At 69.4% G+C, this 16,440-nt stretch carries 14 protein-coding genes and 1 pseudogene; 4 read left to right on the top strand and 11 right to left on the bottom strand.

Going from position 1 to position 16,440, the window contains the following annotated elements; genetic code table 11:
* Window positions 1-100 precede the first annotated feature (100 nt).
* The gene (locus ACIRG5_RS20000; RefSeq protein WP_402906550.1) at window positions 101-1,117 is read right to left on the bottom strand and encodes a LacI family DNA-binding transcriptional regulator; all 1,017 of its coding nucleotides are present in this window, start codon (window positions 1,115-1,117) and stop codon (window positions 101-103) included.
* Window positions 1,118-1,216: 99 nt separating this feature from the next.
* Here ACIRG5_RS20000 and ACIRG5_RS20005 point away from each other — a divergent pair, with 99 nt between their 5' ends.
* The 3 genes from ACIRG5_RS20005 to ACIRG5_RS20015 are packed head-to-tail and all read left to right on the top strand — an operon-like array spanning window position 1,217 to window position 5,098.
* Window positions 1,217-3,073, top strand: coding sequence for a discoidin domain-containing protein (locus ACIRG5_RS20005; protein ID WP_402906552.1), 1,857 nt, complete (start codon window positions 1,217-1,219; stop codon window positions 3,071-3,073).
* A 42-nt stretch (window positions 3,074-3,115) separates the two neighbouring features.
* Window positions 3,116-4,930, top strand: coding sequence for a ricin-type beta-trefoil lectin domain protein (locus ACIRG5_RS20010; RefSeq protein WP_402906554.1), 1,815 nt, complete (start codon window positions 3,116-3,118; stop codon window positions 4,928-4,930).
* Between the two features lie 42 nt (window positions 4,931-4,972).
* On the top strand, window positions 4,973-5,098 hold the full coding sequence (locus tag ACIRG5_RS20015) for a hypothetical protein (protein ID WP_319979702.1): 126 nt from the start codon (window positions 4,973-4,975) through the stop codon (window positions 5,096-5,098).
* Window positions 5,099-5,107: 9 nt separating this feature from the next.
* On the opposite strand, the gene ACIRG5_RS20020 is transcribed toward ACIRG5_RS20015, so the two are convergent.
* Both ACIRG5_RS20020 and ACIRG5_RS20025 read right to left on the bottom strand, forming a co-directional pair.
* Entirely contained in the window at window positions 5,108-5,515 is a 408-nt protein-coding gene (locus tag ACIRG5_RS20020; protein ID WP_402906556.1) for a DUF6292 family protein, read from the bottom strand.
* Window positions 5,516-5,597: 82 nt separating this feature from the next.
* A pseudogene (locus ACIRG5_RS20025) lies at window positions 5,598-5,735 on the bottom strand (protein-arginine deiminase family protein); the annotation flags it as partial.
* Window positions 5,736-5,881: 146 nt separating this feature from the next.
* Here ACIRG5_RS20025 and ACIRG5_RS20030 point away from each other — a divergent pair.
* Complete coding sequence (locus ACIRG5_RS20030; RefSeq protein WP_402906558.1) at window positions 5,882-8,512, top strand: helix-turn-helix transcriptional regulator; 2,631 nt, start codon at window positions 5,882-5,884, stop codon at window positions 8,510-8,512.
* Here ACIRG5_RS20030 and ACIRG5_RS20035 read toward each other — a convergent pair.
* The 8 genes from ACIRG5_RS20035 to ACIRG5_RS20070 all read right to left on the bottom strand — a co-directional run bounded on the left by ACIRG5_RS20035 (window position 8,493) and on the right by ACIRG5_RS20070 (window position 16,438).
* Complete coding sequence (locus tag ACIRG5_RS20035) at window positions 8,493-8,873, bottom strand: ester cyclase (RefSeq protein WP_402906560.1); 381 nt, start codon at window positions 8,871-8,873, stop codon at window positions 8,493-8,495. The genes ACIRG5_RS20030 and ACIRG5_RS20035 overlap by 20 nt on opposite strands.
* Window positions 8,873-9,292: a Dabb family protein gene (locus ACIRG5_RS20040; protein WP_093601950.1), complete on the bottom strand. Its 420-nt coding sequence runs from the start codon at window positions 9,290-9,292 to the stop codon at window positions 8,873-8,875. The genes ACIRG5_RS20035 and ACIRG5_RS20040 overlap by 1 nt, the downstream gene beginning before the upstream one ends.
* Window positions 9,292-10,419, bottom strand: coding sequence for an MFS transporter (locus tag ACIRG5_RS20045; RefSeq protein ID WP_402906561.1), 1,128 nt, complete (start codon window positions 10,417-10,419; stop codon window positions 9,292-9,294). Before ACIRG5_RS20045 ends, ACIRG5_RS20040 begins: the two co-directional genes overlap by 1 nt.
* 71 nt (window positions 10,420-10,490) lie before the next feature.
* Window positions 10,491-11,141, bottom strand: coding sequence for a GntR family transcriptional regulator (locus ACIRG5_RS20050; protein WP_402906563.1), 651 nt, complete (start codon window positions 11,139-11,141; stop codon window positions 10,491-10,493).
* Between the two features lie 20 nt (window positions 11,142-11,161).
* Window positions 11,162-12,505: an ABC transporter substrate-binding protein gene (locus ACIRG5_RS20055; protein ID WP_402906565.1), complete on the bottom strand. Its 1,344-nt coding sequence runs from the start codon at window positions 12,503-12,505 to the stop codon at window positions 11,162-11,164.
* Window positions 12,502-13,407, bottom strand: a complete 906-nt coding sequence (locus ACIRG5_RS20060; RefSeq protein WP_402906566.1) for an acetylxylan esterase — start codon at window positions 13,405-13,407, stop codon at window positions 12,502-12,504. The genes ACIRG5_RS20055 and ACIRG5_RS20060 overlap by 4 nt, the downstream gene beginning before the upstream one ends.
* Window positions 13,401-15,560, bottom strand: coding sequence for a glycosyl hydrolase family 95 catalytic domain-containing protein (locus ACIRG5_RS20065; RefSeq protein WP_402906568.1), 2,160 nt, complete (start codon window positions 15,558-15,560; stop codon window positions 13,401-13,403). Before ACIRG5_RS20065 ends, ACIRG5_RS20060 begins: the two co-directional genes overlap by 7 nt.
* Window positions 15,557-16,438 carry a carbohydrate ABC transporter permease gene (locus ACIRG5_RS20070; protein WP_402906570.1) on the bottom strand — a complete coding sequence of 294 codons (882 nt, stop codon included), beginning with the start codon at window positions 16,436-16,438 and terminating at the stop codon, window positions 15,557-15,559. Before ACIRG5_RS20070 ends, ACIRG5_RS20065 begins: the two co-directional genes overlap by 4 nt.
* Window positions 16,439-16,440 lie beyond the last annotated feature (2 nt).

Below are 16,440 nucleotides of genomic sequence, written 5' to 3' on the forward strand. Positions count from 1 at the left end.
CCCCCAGCCCTCACACCGATCCGCCTTCGGACACCCCCACGTCATCGCGTCCTCCCCGACGCGGAGCATGCCCTGGTTCCGCCGGGACCCGTCCCGGCTGTCAGGAGTTCCGCGGCGCCGCGGTGGAGTCCCTGACCACCAGCGTCGTCGCCAGCTCTATGTGCAGCGCCTCGGGCTCGTGCCCGTCCAGCATCCGCATCAGCTGCGTGACGGCGATGCTTCCCATCTCCTGCAACGGTTGCCGCACTGTCGTCAGCCGGGGGTTGGTCGCCTCCGCCAGGTCGATGTCGTCGAACCCGGCCACCGACAGGTCCTCCGGCACGCGCAGGCCCCGTTCCCGCGCGGCCTGCAACGTGCCGACGGCGACCTTGTCGTTGAAGCAGACGATCGCGGACGGACGGGGTTCCAGGTCCAGCAGTTCCGCCGCCGCACGCGCACCATGCGCGACAGTGGGTTCGACGTGGCGCAGACGATCCGGCGTGAGCAGCACACCCGCCTTGGCGAGGGACGCGCGGTGGCCGGCCAGGCGGGCGTCCCCCGCGAGCCACTCCTCCGGCCCGGCGATGACGGCGATGTCGCGGTGCCCGAGTGCGATGAGGTGGTCGGCCACGGCACGCGCGCCCGCGAAGTGGGCGGCCGACACGGAGGCGATGTCGGGCGGCGGCAGGATGCGCGGGTCGACCACGACGAACGGGTATCGCGCGCGGGACAACGCCACCAGCTCGGCGCTCTCCTCCGGCGGCAGGATGAGGATCGCGCCGTCGACGTCGGCCTGGCCGGTCAGACCGCGCAACGCGGCGCTGTGCTGACCTGACTCCCCCGCGTCCAGCAGCATGCGCAGACCGTGCAGCTTCACCGCCTCGGCGATCGAGGAGACGATCAGCCCGAAGTAGTCGGTGAGGACGTACGGGCAGCGGACGTAGACCGTGCGCGTCCTCGACGCCACAACGTCCTGCTTGCGCCGTTCGACGGCCTGCAGGACCAGGTCACGGGTGCGCTGAGCGACGTTCACATGATCGTTGAGCACGCGGGAGACGGTCGCGATCGAGACACCGGTCTCCGCCGCGATGTCCCGCAGGCTCGCGCGCTGTTTCACGTTCTCGATCTTGCGTTCCACCTGGTCAATGTACCGGAAATCATCCAGACCATTGACCCTCGACACGGCCGGGTGTTTCATCCTGAAAGCTGATGTTTCACAGTGATGAATGGGTGTTACATGAGACGTACCGCGATCGTCGCCCTGGTGGTCGGCCTGACCGCCGTGCCCACCGCCGAAGCGTCCAGCGCCCAACAGGTCCGGGTGTGGGTGACCACGCCGGACCGCGCGGAGCTGATGCACGAACGCCCGCGCGTCACCTTCGGCACCGGTGAGTCGGCGCACCCGACGATCGTGGTCGACCCCGACCGCCGCTACCAGGAGATCGACGGCTTCGGTGCCTCGATCACGGACTCCTCCGCCGAACTGCTCGCGGGCCTGGCCCCCGCCGCCCGCGCCGACACGATGCGCAAGCTCTTCGACCCCGCGAACGGCATCGGCGTCAGCTTCCTGCGCCAGCCCGTCGGCTCGTCCGACTTCACGGCGGCGAAGGAGCACTACACCTACGACGACGTGCCGGCCGGGCAGACCGACTTCCCGCTCAGGAACTTCAGCATCCGGCACGACGAGGCGAAGATCCTTCCGTTGCTGCGCGAGGCGAAGCGCCTCAACCCGCGTCTGAAGATCATGGCCACGCCGTGGAGCCCGCCGGCGTGGATGAAGGACAACGACTCGCTCGTCGGCGGCAAGCTCAAGGACGACCCGAAGGTCTACGACGCCTACGCGCGGTACCTCGTGAAGTTCGTGCAGGCGTACGCGAGGGCCGGGGTGCCGGTCGACTTCCTGTCCGTGCAGAACGAGCCGCAGAACCGCAGGCCGGACGCCTACCCCGGCACGGACATGCCCGTCGCGGCGCAGATCAAGGTGATCGAGGCGCTCGGCCCGAAGCTCAGGGCGGCCAGCCCTCGCACCAGGATCCTGGGCTACGACCACAACTGGGCCACGCACCCCAACGACGGCACGGCGGAAGCCGACTACCCGTACCAGATCCTCAACAGCAAGGCCGCGAAGTGGCTCGCGGGCACGGCGTACCACTGCTACTACGGCGACCCGAGCGCGCAGACCGCGTTGCGCGATGCCTTCCCGGACAAGGGGATCTGGTTCACCGAGTGCTCCGGGTCCAAGGGCGCCACCGACCCGCCCGCCAAGGTCTTCAGCGACACCCTGCGCTGGCACGCCCGCAACGTCGTCCTCGGCACCACCCGCAACTGGGCCCGCAGCGCGGTCAACTGGAACATCGCGCTGGACAGCACCGGCGGCCCGCACAACGGCGGCTGCGGCACGTGCACCGGCCTCGTCACCGTGCAGCCGGACGGTTCCGTGGTCACCGATGCCGAGTACTACACGATCGGCCACCTCTCGAAGTTCGTGAAGCCCGGCGCGCGCAGGATCGCCAGCACGTCGTTCGGCACGACCGGCTGGAACGGCCAGATCATGGACGCCGCGTTCCGCAACCCGGACGGTTCCACAGCTCTGGTGGTGCACAACGAGAACGACGACCCGCGTTCGTTCGCGGTCAACGCCGGCGACCGCACCTTCGAGTACACCCTGCCCGGCGGCGCGCTGGCGACGTTCACCTGGACCGGTCAGCGCAACAGCAAGTTCGACCTGGTCCCGCTGACCGGCGCGACCGCGTCTCCTGACGGCGCGCTCGCGATCGACGACGACGCGTCGACCCGCTGGTCCAACGGCGGGGCCCAGACTCCCGGCCAGTACCTGCAGGTCGATCTGGGGCGCCGCGAGGACTTCCGCCGCGTGGCGGTCGACTCCGGCGGCAACCTCGGCGACCACGCCCGGAACTGGGAGCTCTCGGTCAGCGACAACGGCACGTCCTGGCGCGCGATCGCCTCGGGCGCGGGTGTCGGCCAGCTGACCAACATCGACGTCCGCCGCACGAGCGCGCGCTACGTCCGCATCACGTCCACCGGTACCGCGAGCAACTGGTGGAGCATCGCCGATTTCCGTTTGTACAACTGAACAACCGCTGTCGGGCGCCCAAACCCCTGCAAGGAGCGCTTAATGTCAAAGACGACAAAACGCTGGCGCGGCATCGCGATCGCGGCGGCCGTGGTCACGGCGGGAAGCACCCTGGCCTCACCCTCCGCCACCGCGGCGACCAACGCGAGCGTGTGGCTGACCACCGGTGACAAGGCGAACGCCCTGACCAAACAGGCGGACGTGACGTTCGGCTCGGGTGGCACCGGGTCGACGATCACCGTGAACCCGAACTCGACCTACCAGTCGATGGTGGGCTTCGGCGCGTCGTTCACGGACGCGGCGGCGTGGAACATCTTCAACTCGCCGCGCCGCAACGAGATCATGAACAACCTGTTCGACAAGAGCACCGGCATCGGCATGAGCTTCATTCGCCAGCCGATCGGCGCGTCCGACTTCTCGCGGAACTTCTACACCTACGACGACGGCGCGGCGGACCCGACGCTGTCGCGGTTCTCCACCGCGCACGACAACGCCTACATCCTGCCGCTGCTGCAGCAGGCCAAGCAGCTCAACCCGCAGGTCGCCGTGATGGCCACGCCGTGGAGCGCGCCGGCGTGGATGAAGAACAACAACAGCCTCATCCAGGGCCAGCTCAACGACAGCCGCATCGGCGTCTACGCGGACTACCTGGTCAAGTTCGCGCAGGCGTACAGGGCCGCGGGCATCCCGATCGACTACCTGAGCGTGCAGAACGAGCCGAACTTCGAACCGCCGGGCTACCCCGGCATGAGGATGTCGGCGCAGCAGCAGGTCAACGTCATCAACACCCTGGTGCCGAAGCTGCGCGCGGCCGGCGAGCAGGCGCGTCTGCTGGGCTACGACCACAACTGGGACGACACGAACTACCCGCAGACCGTGAACAACGGCGCGGGCGCCAACGTGGTCGGCTCGGCGTGGCACTGCTACGGCGGCAACCCGAGCGGCCAGTCCGTCGTGAAGAACAACCAGCCCGGCAAGGACATCTTCTTCACCGAGTGCTCCGGCACGAAGTCCGGTGACGACGCGGCGACGTTCCGCGACACGTTGCGCTGGCAGGGCATCAACCTGGCGATCGGCGCCACGCGCAACCACGCGCGGTCCGTCGCGATCTGGAACATGGCGCTGGACCAGAACAACGGCCCGGTGATCGGCAGCTGCACCAACTGCACCGGCGTGGTCACGACCAGCGGCGGCAACGTCACGTACAACGCCGAGTACTACGTTCTCGGTCACCTGTCGAAGTTCGTGCAGCCCGGCGCGGTCCGCATCGACTCGACCGGCTTCGGCGAGGGCGGCGTGCAGAACGTCGCGTTCCGCAACCCGAACGGTCAGATCGTGCTCGTCGCGCTGAACTCGGGCGGTCAGCAGAACTTCCGCGTCTCCTACGCCGGCCAGACGTTCGGCTACACCCTCCCGGCCGGCGCGATGGCGACGTTCACGTGGCCCGGCACGCTCGACCCCGGTCAGCCCGGCGGCCGCACCGGCGCCATCACGGGCCTGGGCGGCAAGTGCCTCGACGTCACCAACGGTTCGACCACGAACGGCACCCTGCCGCAGCTGTGGTCGTGCTTCGGCGGACCGAACCAGACGTGGACCCTGGGCACCGACGGCACGGTGCGCGGCCTGGGCAAGTGCCTGGACGTGACCGGCAACGGCACCGCGGACGGGACGACGGTCCAGTTGTGGGACTGCTTCGCCGGACCGAACCAGCGTTGGACCGCCTCCAACGGAACGCTGGTGAACGCCGGCAGCAACAAGTGCCTGGACGTCACAGGCAACAACACGGCGGACGGCGCGAAGCTGCAGATCTGGTCCTGCACGGGTGGCGCGAACCAGCGGTGGACCGTGCCCGCGTAGGCAGGGAGGCTTGAGGTCGTGCCGCTCGGGTAACCGGGCGGCATGACCGATCCGCTGAATCCCGAAGCTCCCCACTCCCCCGGCACGCCCAGCCTCGACGATCTCGACGTCGAGGAACCCGAGGTGCCGCAGGAGAAGACCGACGACCCGAGCGAACCGCCGGACTGACGGGCCGGGTCAGGACAGCAGGCAACCGCGCTGCGCCGGCACGAAGGCGGCGAAGTCGCGGTTCGCCCGCTTCTGCTCCTTGTGCACCAGGCCGTTGACCCAGCGGACCACCTCGGCGGGTGCGGGCCGCGGGTCCCCACCCAGCCGCGCGACGTCCACGAGGTCCCCGAGCCGGTCCTCGACGGCGACCGACCATCCGGTCAGCTCGTTCCAGACCAGGGCGACGTAGTGGCCGGGGAAGTCCGGCAGACGCCCGTCCAGCGCAACGTAGGCACCGGCCAGCGGCTCCGCGTCGACGCACGAGCTGTCGCCGCGCAGTCCGAGCCCTGTGACGATCTCGCTGACGTAGCTCCGCACCTCGCGGGCCACCGAATCGTCGAAGTCGATGTCGAAGTCGATCTCGGACTCCATGGTCATGTCGCGCGGATACCCCTGCGGGGTGTCGGCGAAACCAGTCGGATCAGGCCCACCCGCATGGCGTACACCACAGTCGTGACGCTCAGCGCCACCAGGCTGCCTTGGCCGGCTCGCGGAACGCGTTGGTCCCGCAGCGCACCTCGCCGCCTCCCCGGTGCAGGAAGTCCCAGTCCTCGACCCACTTCACCCTGACGCGCGTGCTCGCGAGCACCTGTTCGGTCCTGCTCTCGACCTCGTGATCTGGTGTTCGCCACGCTGGAGAAACTCCGAATACGGACGCATCCGACTACAGGCGACTACGCCTCCCCCTCAGGTTGTGGGCCGAACGGGTGACGCGTGCCCTCGGCTCTCGCATACGGTTCGTTCATGGACGCGCTCACATCGACTTCGCTCGTCGGACGGGACGACGAGATCCGTTGCCTGTCCGGGATGCTCACCGCTGCTCGGGACGGGCGCGGTGGCGCGCTGGTCCTGCGTGGTGAGGCGGGACTCGGCAAGAGCGCGTTGCTCGGCCACCTGCGGGAGTCGGCTGCCGGGTTCCGGGTGCTGGAGGCGTCCGGGTCGGAGTTCGAGACCGAGCTGCCGTTCGCGGCACTGCACCAGCTGTGCCTGCCGTTGCTGGGCTCGCTGACCGGACACCATCGGGAGGCGCTCGAGGTCGCGTTCGGACTGACGAGCGGCAAGCCCGACGTGCTGCGGATCGGCATGGCCACGCTGGACCTGCTCGCGGGCGGGGAACCGGTGCTGTGCCTGCTGGACGACGCCCACTGGCTGGACGAGGCGTCCGCGCAGGTCCTCGCGTTCCTCGGGCGGCGGCTGGCCTCCGAACCGGTGGTGCTCGTGCTCGCCGCGCGACGGCCGTGGGCGCGGTCGCGGCTGGACGAGCTGCCCGGTCTGGAGCTGCGCGGACTGGCCGACGCCGAAGCCCGCGCGTTGCTGACGTCCGGGTCGGTCGCGGTCGTGGACGACAAGGTGCGGGAACGACTCCTCGCCGAGGCGCGCGGGAATCCGTTGGCGCTGCTGGAGTTGCCCAAGGCCGGTGGGTTCGGGCTGCCGGACGTGGCGTCGGTGCCGAGCAGGATCGAGCGCAGCTTCCAGGACCGGGCCGCGCGGTTGCCCGCCGACGCCCAGCTGCTGCTGACCGTGGCCGGCGCCGAACCGACCGGTGAGCCTGGGCTGCTGTGGGCCGCTGCCGCCGAGCTGGGCATCGACGTGGCGTCCGCCGGGGTGGAGGCCGAGGCGTCCGGGCTGGTCAGCATCTCCACGCGGGTGCGGTTCTGCCATCCGCTCGCCCGGTCGGCCGTCTACCTCGCCGCCGCGCCGTCGCAGCGCCAGGCGGTGCACCTCGCGCTGGCGTCCGTCACCGATCCGTCGAGCGATCCGGACCGGCGGGTGTGGCATCGCGCGCAGGCCGGTACCGGGCCCGACGACTCGCTGGCCGCCGAGCTGGAACGCTCCGCCGACCGCGCTCGCGCTCGCGGCGGAGTGGCTGCCGTGGCGGCGTTTCTGGAACGTGCGGCGGCGTTGTCCGTGGAGCCGGGACTGCGGGCCGAACGCACGCTGGCCGCGGCACAGGCCAAGCTCGACGCGGGTGCGGTCGACGTCGCGGCCGAGTTGCTCACGACGTTCTCCGCCGACGATGGGCGGGCGGATCTGCTGCGCGGCCGGATCGCGTTCGTGCGCAACAGGGAGAACGACGGGCCGTCCTTCGTGCTGAGCGCGGCTCGCCGGATGACCGGGGCCGATGCGCGCGACGCTGTGCTGGACGCGTTGGAGATCGCGCTCGCGTTCGGCCGTCCCACCGGCGTGCTGGACGCCGTGGTGTGCGAGGCTCGCGGGCTCGATCGCGGCTCGGATGCGTTGGAGGCGTTGGTACTTCTCACGGACGAGGGCCACCGGACCGCCGTTCCCCTGCTGCGCCAGGTGTTCTCCGGCGATGATCTGGCGTGGACGCGGCATCCCGCGCTCGCGACCATGCTCGCCGGTGAGCTGTGGGACACCGAGGTGCACTCGGCGGTGACCGGGTGGCTGCTGAAGACCGGCCAGCAGACCGGGTCGCCGTTCGTGCTGCGGCTCGGGCTCGCCCAGCAGGCCGTCGCCGCGGTGATCACCGGTGAGTTCGGCAGGGCGGTGTCCGCCATCGCGGAGGAGGAGGCCGTCGCGGATGCCGTCGGCATGCCTCCATTGCGGTACGCGCGGTTGCACCTGGCCGCGTTGCGCGGGCAGAAGCCGGAGGTGCTGGCCGAGATCGAGCACTCGCTGCGGGAGGCCGAGCGGCGGGCCGGCTGCCTGATCGCGAACACGCACTGGGCGTCCGCCGTGCTGCACAACGGTCTCGGCGACTACCCGGTGGCGCTGACCGCTGCCCGCGAGGCGGTCGCGCCGGGCGATCTCTACCTCGCCGGGATGGCGCTGCCCGAACTGATCGAGGCGGCGGTGCGCTGCGGTGAGTCCTCGCTGGCCGCGGAAGCGTTGGAGGACCTGGTTTCTCGGACCTCGCCGTGCGAGACCGCGTGGGCGCAGGGAATCGCGGCCTACTCACGTGCACTCGTCACGGGTGAGGAGGAGTCGTACGTCGCGGCGGTGCGGCGGCTGGAGTCCAGCGCGGCCCGGCCCCATCTCGCGCGGGCCCACCTGGTGTACGGCGAGTGGTTGCGCCGCGCCGGCCGCCGCGTCGACGCCCGCACGCAACTGCGCACCGCGCACGATCTGTTGTCCTCCATCGGAATGGAGGCCTTCGCCGCTCGCGCCGCGCTGGAGCTGAAGGCCACCGGCGAGGTCGCCCGCAGCCGTTCCGCCCAGGCCACCGACGAGCTGACCATGCAGGAGACGCACATCGCCCGGCTGGTGGCGACCGGGGCGACGTCCAAGGAGGTCGCCGCCCGGCTGTTCCTGAGCCCCCGCACGGTCGATGCCCACCTGCGGAACATCTTCCGCAAGGTGGGCATCAACTCACGCCGTCAACTCAAGGACGTGTTCAGCTCGGCTTCGGCATGATCCCGAGCTGCTGAGCGGCCCAGAGGCCGTCCGCGTTGAGCCAGTACTCGGCGATCCTGCCGTCCACGACGCGGAGGATGTCCGTGCCGTGGAACGACACCGGACCGGCCTCGGCGAGCCAGCGCACCACGTGGAAAGGCTCCTGCGAGATCGGCCCCACCTCGACCGTGAACTTGAGGCCGGGCATGTTCTGGTGGGAGCCGCGCACCCACTCGACGAGCCCTTCGCGTCCGCTGTGGTCCTGCGACGGTCCGCCGGTCAGCGGCGCGACGTGCCAGACGAAGTCCTCGTGGACGATCTTCTCGGCGAGGTCGAGCTCGCCGTTCCAGAAGTCGAGCCAGCCCTGAACCAGTTCGCTCATCACTTGTCTCCGTGCTGGCCGGGGGCAGCGCTGCCCGTGTACTCGCCGAGGTCGGACACGAGCTGCGTGAGCTCGGGGTCGCTGTCGTACCGCTTCTGGTGCAGGGCCGCGATCTTCGCGCCCATCTCGGGGTCCTCGTCGTCGGTGATGTCGAACGAGGCGAACTTGTCCACCAGTGGCAGGCCGACCCGGTCGGTGTTGCGGTGCGCCGGGTGGATCAGGTACTCCCAGTAGCCGTCGAGGTCCTCGATGACGAACGTGGCGCCCCACTCGTACTCGCCGCCGAAATCTCGGCCGACCACGAAGGACTTGACGGACGGGATGACGCGTCCCTGGTTGCGCAGGCTCTCCAGCGCCTCCTCGATCTGCTCGGGCGAGGCGTCCTTGCGCAGGGTGAAGCGGTTGCCGTGGTAGATCATCAGTTCTTCTCCTTGTGTGCCAGGGCGAGGACCGCCCCTGCGATGGTGGTGACGACGCCCGTCCAGGTGAACGCGGCCGCGATGCCCGTGGCACCGACGAGGGGTGCGATGACGAGCGGTGACAGGAACTGCCCCAGGAAGATCCCCGCGACGAGCCCGCTCAGGACCCGGCCGCGTTGCTCGGGCCGGGCGAGGTTCGCGAGACCCGTGTTGAGGTTCGGCACGACCAGCCCGACCCCGAACCCGCCGATCAGCAGGCCGGCGGTGACCAGCGCGACCCCGTTCGCGTAGCCGATGACCAGCCACCCCACGCCGAGCAGCACGACGCTGATCGCGGTGATCTTCCCGGTCTTGAGCTTCGGGAACACGAGTGCTCCCACGACGCTGGTGAGCGTGCTTCCCGCGATCACGAACCCGATGACCGCGGGGCTCGCGTTCATGTCTCGGAGCAGGAACGGGAGCTGCGTCGGCGCCATGTAGAACACGAGGGTCGCGACGAGGGCCATCAGGTAGATGCCGATCGCCTGCTTCGGGAACGCGTGGCTTCCGGCGGCCTTCTGCTGCTCGGGTCGCTCGTTCGTGAGACCCGTCGCCGCGGCCAGGGCTATCAGCGCCGCGACGCTGTAGAGCCAGAACGGCAACCGCCAGTCGACGCCCGCCAGCAGACCCGCCAGCGGCAGGAACACGACCCCGCCCAGACTGGCGGCGGCCTGCTGGAAGCCGAGGAACCGGCCGCGTTCAGGGCCTTCGAACCAGTCGGTGATCAGGGCGCTGACCGCGGTCATGACGCCGCCGACCGCGAGGCCCAGCAGCGTTCTCGTGCCCAGGAGGACGGGCAGGCTGGTCACGAAGTACCCCGCCGTGCCGGCCACGGCGTAGAGGACGAGGCTCGCCGTGAGCAGCGGCTTGCGGCCCGTGCGGTCGGCGACCAGGCCCGCCAGCGGCGCGCTCACCGCGATGGCCAGCGAGGTGATGGTGAGGGCGAGCCTGACCAGGACGCCGTCGCCGTAGACCTCGCCCATCGCGGGCAGGCTCGGCGCGATGATCGCCGCGGCCATGATCGTGAGTGTGGCGGAGGCCAGGACCACCGCCCGGGCCGTTCGCGTTGGCGCAGTTCGTGTTGTCACGCCACAAGACTCGCCCCGGAGCGGGGTCGTTCGCGTCGGCAGGCGTTACGTAGATCGCGTAGGTGACTCGCCTACATGCGGTCGAGCAGCCGGGCCCGTGCCACCTCCAGGTGCGCGGTCATCGCCGCACTGGCCCGCACCTCGTCCCTGGCGACCAGCGCGTCCACGATCGCCCGGTGCTCGGTGATCGTCTGCACCCCGAACGGCTGCTGGAAGTTCAGCCGGAACAGGTGCAGGTGGCAGTGGGTCCTGGCGAACGACTGCAGGACGGCCTCGTTGCCCGCGATCCGCAGGATCAGCTCGTGCAACCGCTGGTCGTGCGCGGTCAGGTTCTTGTAGTCGTCGTAGGCGTCATCGGCGGGAGCCGACGGGCAGGTCGCCAGCTCCTCCTCGATGAGGTCGTCGAACTCGGCCGTCATGCGGCCCGCCGCCAGAGCCGCGGACGGCGGCTCCAGCAGCAGGCGCAGGGCGTAGAGGTCGTCCACCTGCTTGCGGTTCAGCAGGTCCGTCACGCTGTAGCCGCGCAACGGGAGCCTGCTGACCAGTTCTTCGGATTCGAGGCGTGCCAGGGCTTCCCGGACAGGAGTTGGGGACACGTCGAGCTGACGCGCGAGTTCGTCTATGTTCACGCGGGCGCCGGGCGCGATGCCGTCGCTCATGATCAGCGCGCGGATCTGCTCGTAGACGTCATCCGCGAGCACGCGCCTGGTCGGTATCCGCAACACCACTCCTGAGACTCCCGTCAGTTCTTGGCCAGTATCTCCTGCGAGACGCGTTCCATCTCGGCGAACACGTCGTCGGAGCGCTGGCCTGCGAAGTAGGCCTCGAAGAGGGGCTGTTCGGCGGACTGGACCGCCGAGCCGTTGGCGTAGGCGCTGGACGGGTAGAGGACGCCGTCCTTCACGTACTGGTTGAAGACGGTGAGGTCGACGCCCTGCGTCTTCATGGCGGTCACCGTGTTGTCCATGGAGGCGGGAATCGACGGGAAGAACGTGCCGGTGGCGCCTGCCTTGGTCTGGCACTCCTCGCTGCCCATGAAGCTGACCCACTTCCAGGTCAGGTCCGGGTTCTTTGTGCCGGCCCAGATGTTGTTGCCGTTCGAGTTGGACAGCACGGAACGCTTGCCGTCCGGGCCCAGCACGGTCGGCGCGATGCCGACCTTCACGCCGGGGATCTTGCCGAACGACGGAGCCGACCACGAGCCGCCCATCGTCATGGCGACCTTGCCGGAGCCGATCAGGTCGACGTCGGAGATCGTGGACTGGCTGCCGGTGGTGAACGTGCCGAGCTTCGGGGAGAAGCCGCGGTCGGTCAGCGACAGGACCCACTTCATGGTCTTGGTGAAGCGCGGGTCGGTGTAGTTGAACTTGGTGGGCCACTGGTCCTTGTCGCCCAGCCGCCAGCCCAGGGTGTTGACGAACGGCGCCCAGCTGGTCTCGCCGATGAAGCTGCGGCCCGCCATCGCGCCGATGCCGTAGGTGGCGATCTGCGTCTTGTCGAAGCCCGCCTCGTCGCCGTGCCTGCCGTTCTTGTCGATCGTGAGACGAGCGACGACCTTGTCGAACGTGCCGCCGTCATCCGGGTTCCAGGACAGCTTCTGCACGTCGGCCTCCGCCACACCGGCCTTGGCCAGCATGTCGGCGTTGTAGTAGAGACCGGAGGCGGCCCAGTCCAGCGGCAGCCCGTACTGCTTGCCGTCGGTGAACTTCCACGTGTCGACGCCGACCGAGAACTTCTTCATGTCCACCGAGGACTTCGCGATCAGGTCGTCGAGCGGCATCAGCTGGTGCTGCGAGGCGTAGGCCTGCAGGAACTGCACCGAGTTCTGGAACGCGTCCGGCGCGGTGCCCGCCACGAAACCGGCGGTGAGCTTGGTGAAGTAGTCGTCCACGTTGTAGCGGGTGATCTTCACGTCGGTGCCGGGGTTGGCGGCCTCGAACGCCTTCTCGCACTCGCCGTAGGCGACTGCCTGCTTGTCGTCCCAGGTCCACCAGTTCACGGCGTTGCCGGAGCCCGTGTCGGCACTCCCGCACCCCGCGACCACCAGGGCTGTTGCTGCGACCAGGGCAGCGGCGGCGATTTTCATGGCTTCTCCAAGAGACGGGATCGGAAGGCGTCGAGTGCGATGTCGAGGTCGTCGGAGCCGCCCGCCTCGTGGGCGCTGTGCTCCCAGACGGCCATCTCCCTGGGACCGGCGTAGGCGTGGTAGGCGCCGAACACGGTGGACGGCGGCACGATGTCGTCCATCAGGCCGACCGAGAACCACGCGGGGGCCGTGGCACGGGAGGCGAACCCCACACCGTCGAAATAGGACAGTGCCGGGAAGACGTCGGAACGCCGGTTGTCGGCGATGTACCTGGTGAGCTCGGTGTAGGGCGGGCGGCCGCAGACGTTCAGCGCCCGGCGGAAGTCGCAGAGGAACGGCGCCTGCGAGTGGACGGCGGCCAGGTCGGGCACGAGACCGGCGACGGCCAGCGCGATTCCGCCGCCCTGGCTGTTGCCGATCACGGCGACGTCCGCGGAACCCAACGCGCGCACGGCATCGACCGCGCGCACCGCGTCCGTGAAGACGTGCCGGTAGAAGTAGGTGGAGCGGTCGGCGATGCCCCTGGTCAGGAAGCCACCACCGCCGCGTTGGTCACGCACCTCCATCTGCAGGTGCGCGAACCCGGCGCTGGCCCAGGTCAGGTTCTCGACGGCGCTGCCCCGGTTGCCGCCGTAACCGTGGTACTGCACGACAGCGGGAAGTCCGGACTGCCCCTTCGGAGTGCGCAGCCACGCGTGGATCCGGTCGCCACCGAACCCGGCGAACGACACGTCGTGGACGTCGAGCGTCTTGAGCGGCGTGTCCACCGGCACGGCCTCGACGTCCAGATCGATCGCCCGCGCCTCGGCCAGCGTCGCGTCCCAGAACGAGTCGAAGTCGTCCGGCCGCACATAGGAGCTGCGGTACTCCCACAGCGCTTCCAAACCGAGATCGGTCAGCACGAAATCCTCCCGCGCACTTCGACAACGTCACTCACGACGACCTCGGTGACCTCGCCACCGATGCTCACCGGCACGAACTCCGAGGCGTCACCGGACACCCGCCGCACCCGCACGGTCACATCGCCGTCGTGCCAGGTGACGTCGACGGAAAGCCCGCCGCGGCAACGAAGTCCGCGCGCCGAACCGCGAGACCAGCCGGTAGGCAGCGCGGGCAGGACGTCGATCACGCCGGTGTGGCTCTGCACCACGACCTCCGCGAGTCCCGCGGTGAAGCCGTAGTTGCCGTCGATCTGGAACGGCGGGTGCGTGCTGAACAGGTTCGGCAGCAGGCCGCCCCACTCCGAGCCGTCGACCGGCGCGTCGCGATGACGGTCGCCGGTGAAGGGCTGCGAAGCCTCGGACAGCAGCGACCGCACGGTCTCGCCGTCGCCCAGCCGCGCCCGCAGGGCCATCTTCCAGGCCCACGACCAGCCCATCGCGCCGTTGCCGCGCCGGTCCAGCACCTCGGCGGCGGCGTCGCCCAGCTCCGTGCCGGCGACGATCTGGCCGAGCGGGTGGACCGACACCATGTGCGACATGTGCCGGTGAGCCGGGTCCTCCTCTGGCAGGTCGCAGGCCCACTCCCCCAGCCGGCCGTCGTCCAGCACCGGGACGGGCCGCAGCCGGGGCAGCGCGGCCGCGATCTCCGCGACCAGTGGATCGGCGCGACCCGACGCCAGTGCCAGCGCCAAGGTCCGTTCGAACACGGCGCGGACCAGCATCACGTCCATCGTCACGGACCAGGTCAGCGCCTGCGGCCTGCCGTCGACGAGGAACCAGTTCTCCGGCGACGTCGACGGACACGTGTCGAGGTGGCCGTCGGGCCCTTCGACCAGCCAGTCGAGGAGGAACTCGGCACAGCCGCGCAGCAGCGGCCACGCACGTTCCAAAGTGGACCAGGTGCGGGCGAAGTCGTAGTGGTCCCAGGCGTGCTGGACCAGCCACGCGCCACCCATCTGCCAGATCGCCCACGACACCGCGCCGTGACCCATGCCGACCGGCAGCGCCCAGCCCCACGCGTCGCTGTTGTGGTGCGCCACCCAGCCGCGCGCCCCGTACAGCTCACGAGCCACCTCGCCGCCGGTCACCGCGAGCTTCTCCAGCAGCTCCAGCAGCGGCTCGTGGCACTCGGCGAGCCCGGTGACCTCGGCCGCCCAGTAGTTCATCTGGGTGTTGATGTTGATCGTGTAGTTCGAGGACCAGGCCGGGCGCAGGTCGCCGTTCCAGATGCCCTGCAGGTTCGCGGGCGGCGCGCCGGGCCGTGACGACGAGACCAGCAGGTAGCGGCCGTACGTGAACAACACGGACGCGACGAGCTGCTCGTCCTTGCCGGACAACAGGTCCGGCACGTCGACGACCTCGGGCAGGTCGCCGAACCGCACCTCGCACGCGTCCATCAGCGTCATGTGGTTGCCGTGGCGCCGGCCTGTCCACCGCGACTCGGTCGTGGTGGAACTGGTGAGCGTGAGCAGCCAGCGCTCGCCCTCGGTCACCTTGACCGTCACCGTGCCCCGTTCCCCCGAACCGTAGACCGGAGCCTCGACCTGCGGTTCGTGCCTCGGTGCCGAGTCGACGGGGATCTCGATCACGAGGTCGAGTCCGTCGCGCGACACCTCGCGCAACGGCGTCGAGATCTCGACCTCGGTGGGCACAGCACCGGTGATCTCCACGCACAGCGCGGTTTCCGAGGTCCACACACGCCGCTCGACGTCCGAGCCGTCGATGGTGAGCCGCTCGGTGACCACGCCCGTGCTCAGGTCCAGCGTGCGGCCGTGCGACTCACCTTCGGGCAGTGTGATCCACAGGTCCACATAGGGCAGGAAAGTCTGGCTGTACGGACCTTCGAACGACATCAGCAGCTCGGTGGCCCGTTCCAGATCGCCGCCGAAGATCGCCTCACGCACCTGCGCGAGTCGTTCCGGACCGGCTCCGGAGGCCACTACATCCGCCAGGGCGAGAGAAGGCCCGTCAGCGGTGCCCGACCACACGGTCGCGTCGTTGACCTGCACGCGGGACCGCCCGGCCCCGCCGAACACCATCGCGCCGAGGCGGCCGTTGCCCACGGGCAGTGCCTCGGTCCATTCCGCCGCAGCCGACGGCCAGTGCAGTCTCACTTGATCCCCGTGAAGCCGATGGAGTTGACCAGCCGCCGCCCGAAGACCACGAACAGCAGCAGCATCGGCAGCGCCGCGACCAGCGTCGCCGCCATCAGGCCCGCCCAGTCCAGCGACGCCTGCGGTGAGGACTGCTTGAACACCGCGAGCGCGAGGGTGAGCGGACGGACCGACTCGTCGTTCGTGACGAGCAACGGCCAGAAGTAGTCGTTCCAGGTGGTGATGAACGTCAGCAGCGTCAGGGTCGCCATCGGCGCGACGCTCATCGGCAGCACTATTCGGAAGCACACCCGCAACGGCCCGGCGCCGTCGATGATCGCCGCCTCCTCGACCTCGTGGGAGAGCCCGAGCATGAACTGCCGCAGGAAGAAGATGTTGAACGCGGAGAAGAACGCGCCGGGCAGGATCATGCCGCCGAAGCTGTTGAGCAGCCCCAGATCCTTCATCAGCACGAAGTTCGGCAGCAGCGTGAACACCGACGGCACCATCAGCGCGGTCAGCAGGACGCCGAAGACGACATCGCGGCCCTTCCAGTGCAGCCGGGCGAACGCGTAGGCGGCCAGCGCCGAGAACACGACGGTGAAGAGCGTCAGAAGTCCCGCGTACACAATGGAGTTCCACAACGCCAGGGCCAGGTCGATGCTGGCTCCCGAACCACCCTCCGCGGCCGCTTCTGCGGGCGTGGCGAGACCGAGAGCGCGCTTGAACGGGCCCCACGTGAAGTCCACCGGCAGCAACGACGACGGGTCGGTCGACATCGCGAAGTTGTTGGACAGCGCGGTCCGCACGATCCAGTAGAACGGGAAGATCGTGACCAGCAGCACGACGACCAGGTAGCCCCAGGCGACGCCCCTGCCGAGCTTCATCGAGAGGTTCACCG

Origin of the sequence: Lentzea sp. NPDC102401 (assembly GCF_044765805.1) — a bacterium.
Lineage (GTDB): Bacteria > Actinomycetota > Actinomycetes > Mycobacteriales > Pseudonocardiaceae > Lentzea > Lentzea sokolovensis.

Bases quoted from the DNA above. Each gene is read 5' to 3' on its own strand.
- ACIRG5_RS20005 (WP_402906552.1), top strand. From the start codon at position 1,217: ATGAGACGTACCGCGATCGTCGCCCTGGTGGTCGGCCTGACCGCCGTG.
- ACIRG5_RS20010 (WP_402906554.1), top strand. From the start codon at position 3,116: ATGTCAAAGACGACAAAACGCTGGCGCGGCATCGCGATCGCGGCGGCC.
- ACIRG5_RS20015 (WP_319979702.1), top strand. From the start codon at position 4,973: ATGACCGATCCGCTGAATCCCGAAGCTCCCCACTCCCCCGGCACGCCC.
- ACIRG5_RS20020 (WP_402906556.1), bottom strand. From the start codon at position 5,515: ATGACCATGGAGTCCGAGATCGACTTCGACATCGACTTCGACGATTCG.
- ACIRG5_RS20030 (WP_402906558.1), top strand. From the start codon at position 5,882: ATGGACGCGCTCACATCGACTTCGCTCGTCGGACGGGACGACGAGATC.
- ACIRG5_RS20035 (WP_402906560.1), bottom strand. From the start codon at position 8,873: ATGAGCGAACTGGTTCAGGGCTGGCTCGACTTCTGGAACGGCGAGCTC.
- ACIRG5_RS20040 (WP_093601950.1), bottom strand. From the start codon at position 9,292: ATGATCTACCACGGCAACCGCTTCACCCTGCGCAAGGACGCCTCGCCC.
- ACIRG5_RS20055 (WP_402906565.1), bottom strand. From the start codon at position 12,505: ATGAAAATCGCCGCCGCTGCCCTGGTCGCAGCAACAGCCCTGGTGGTC.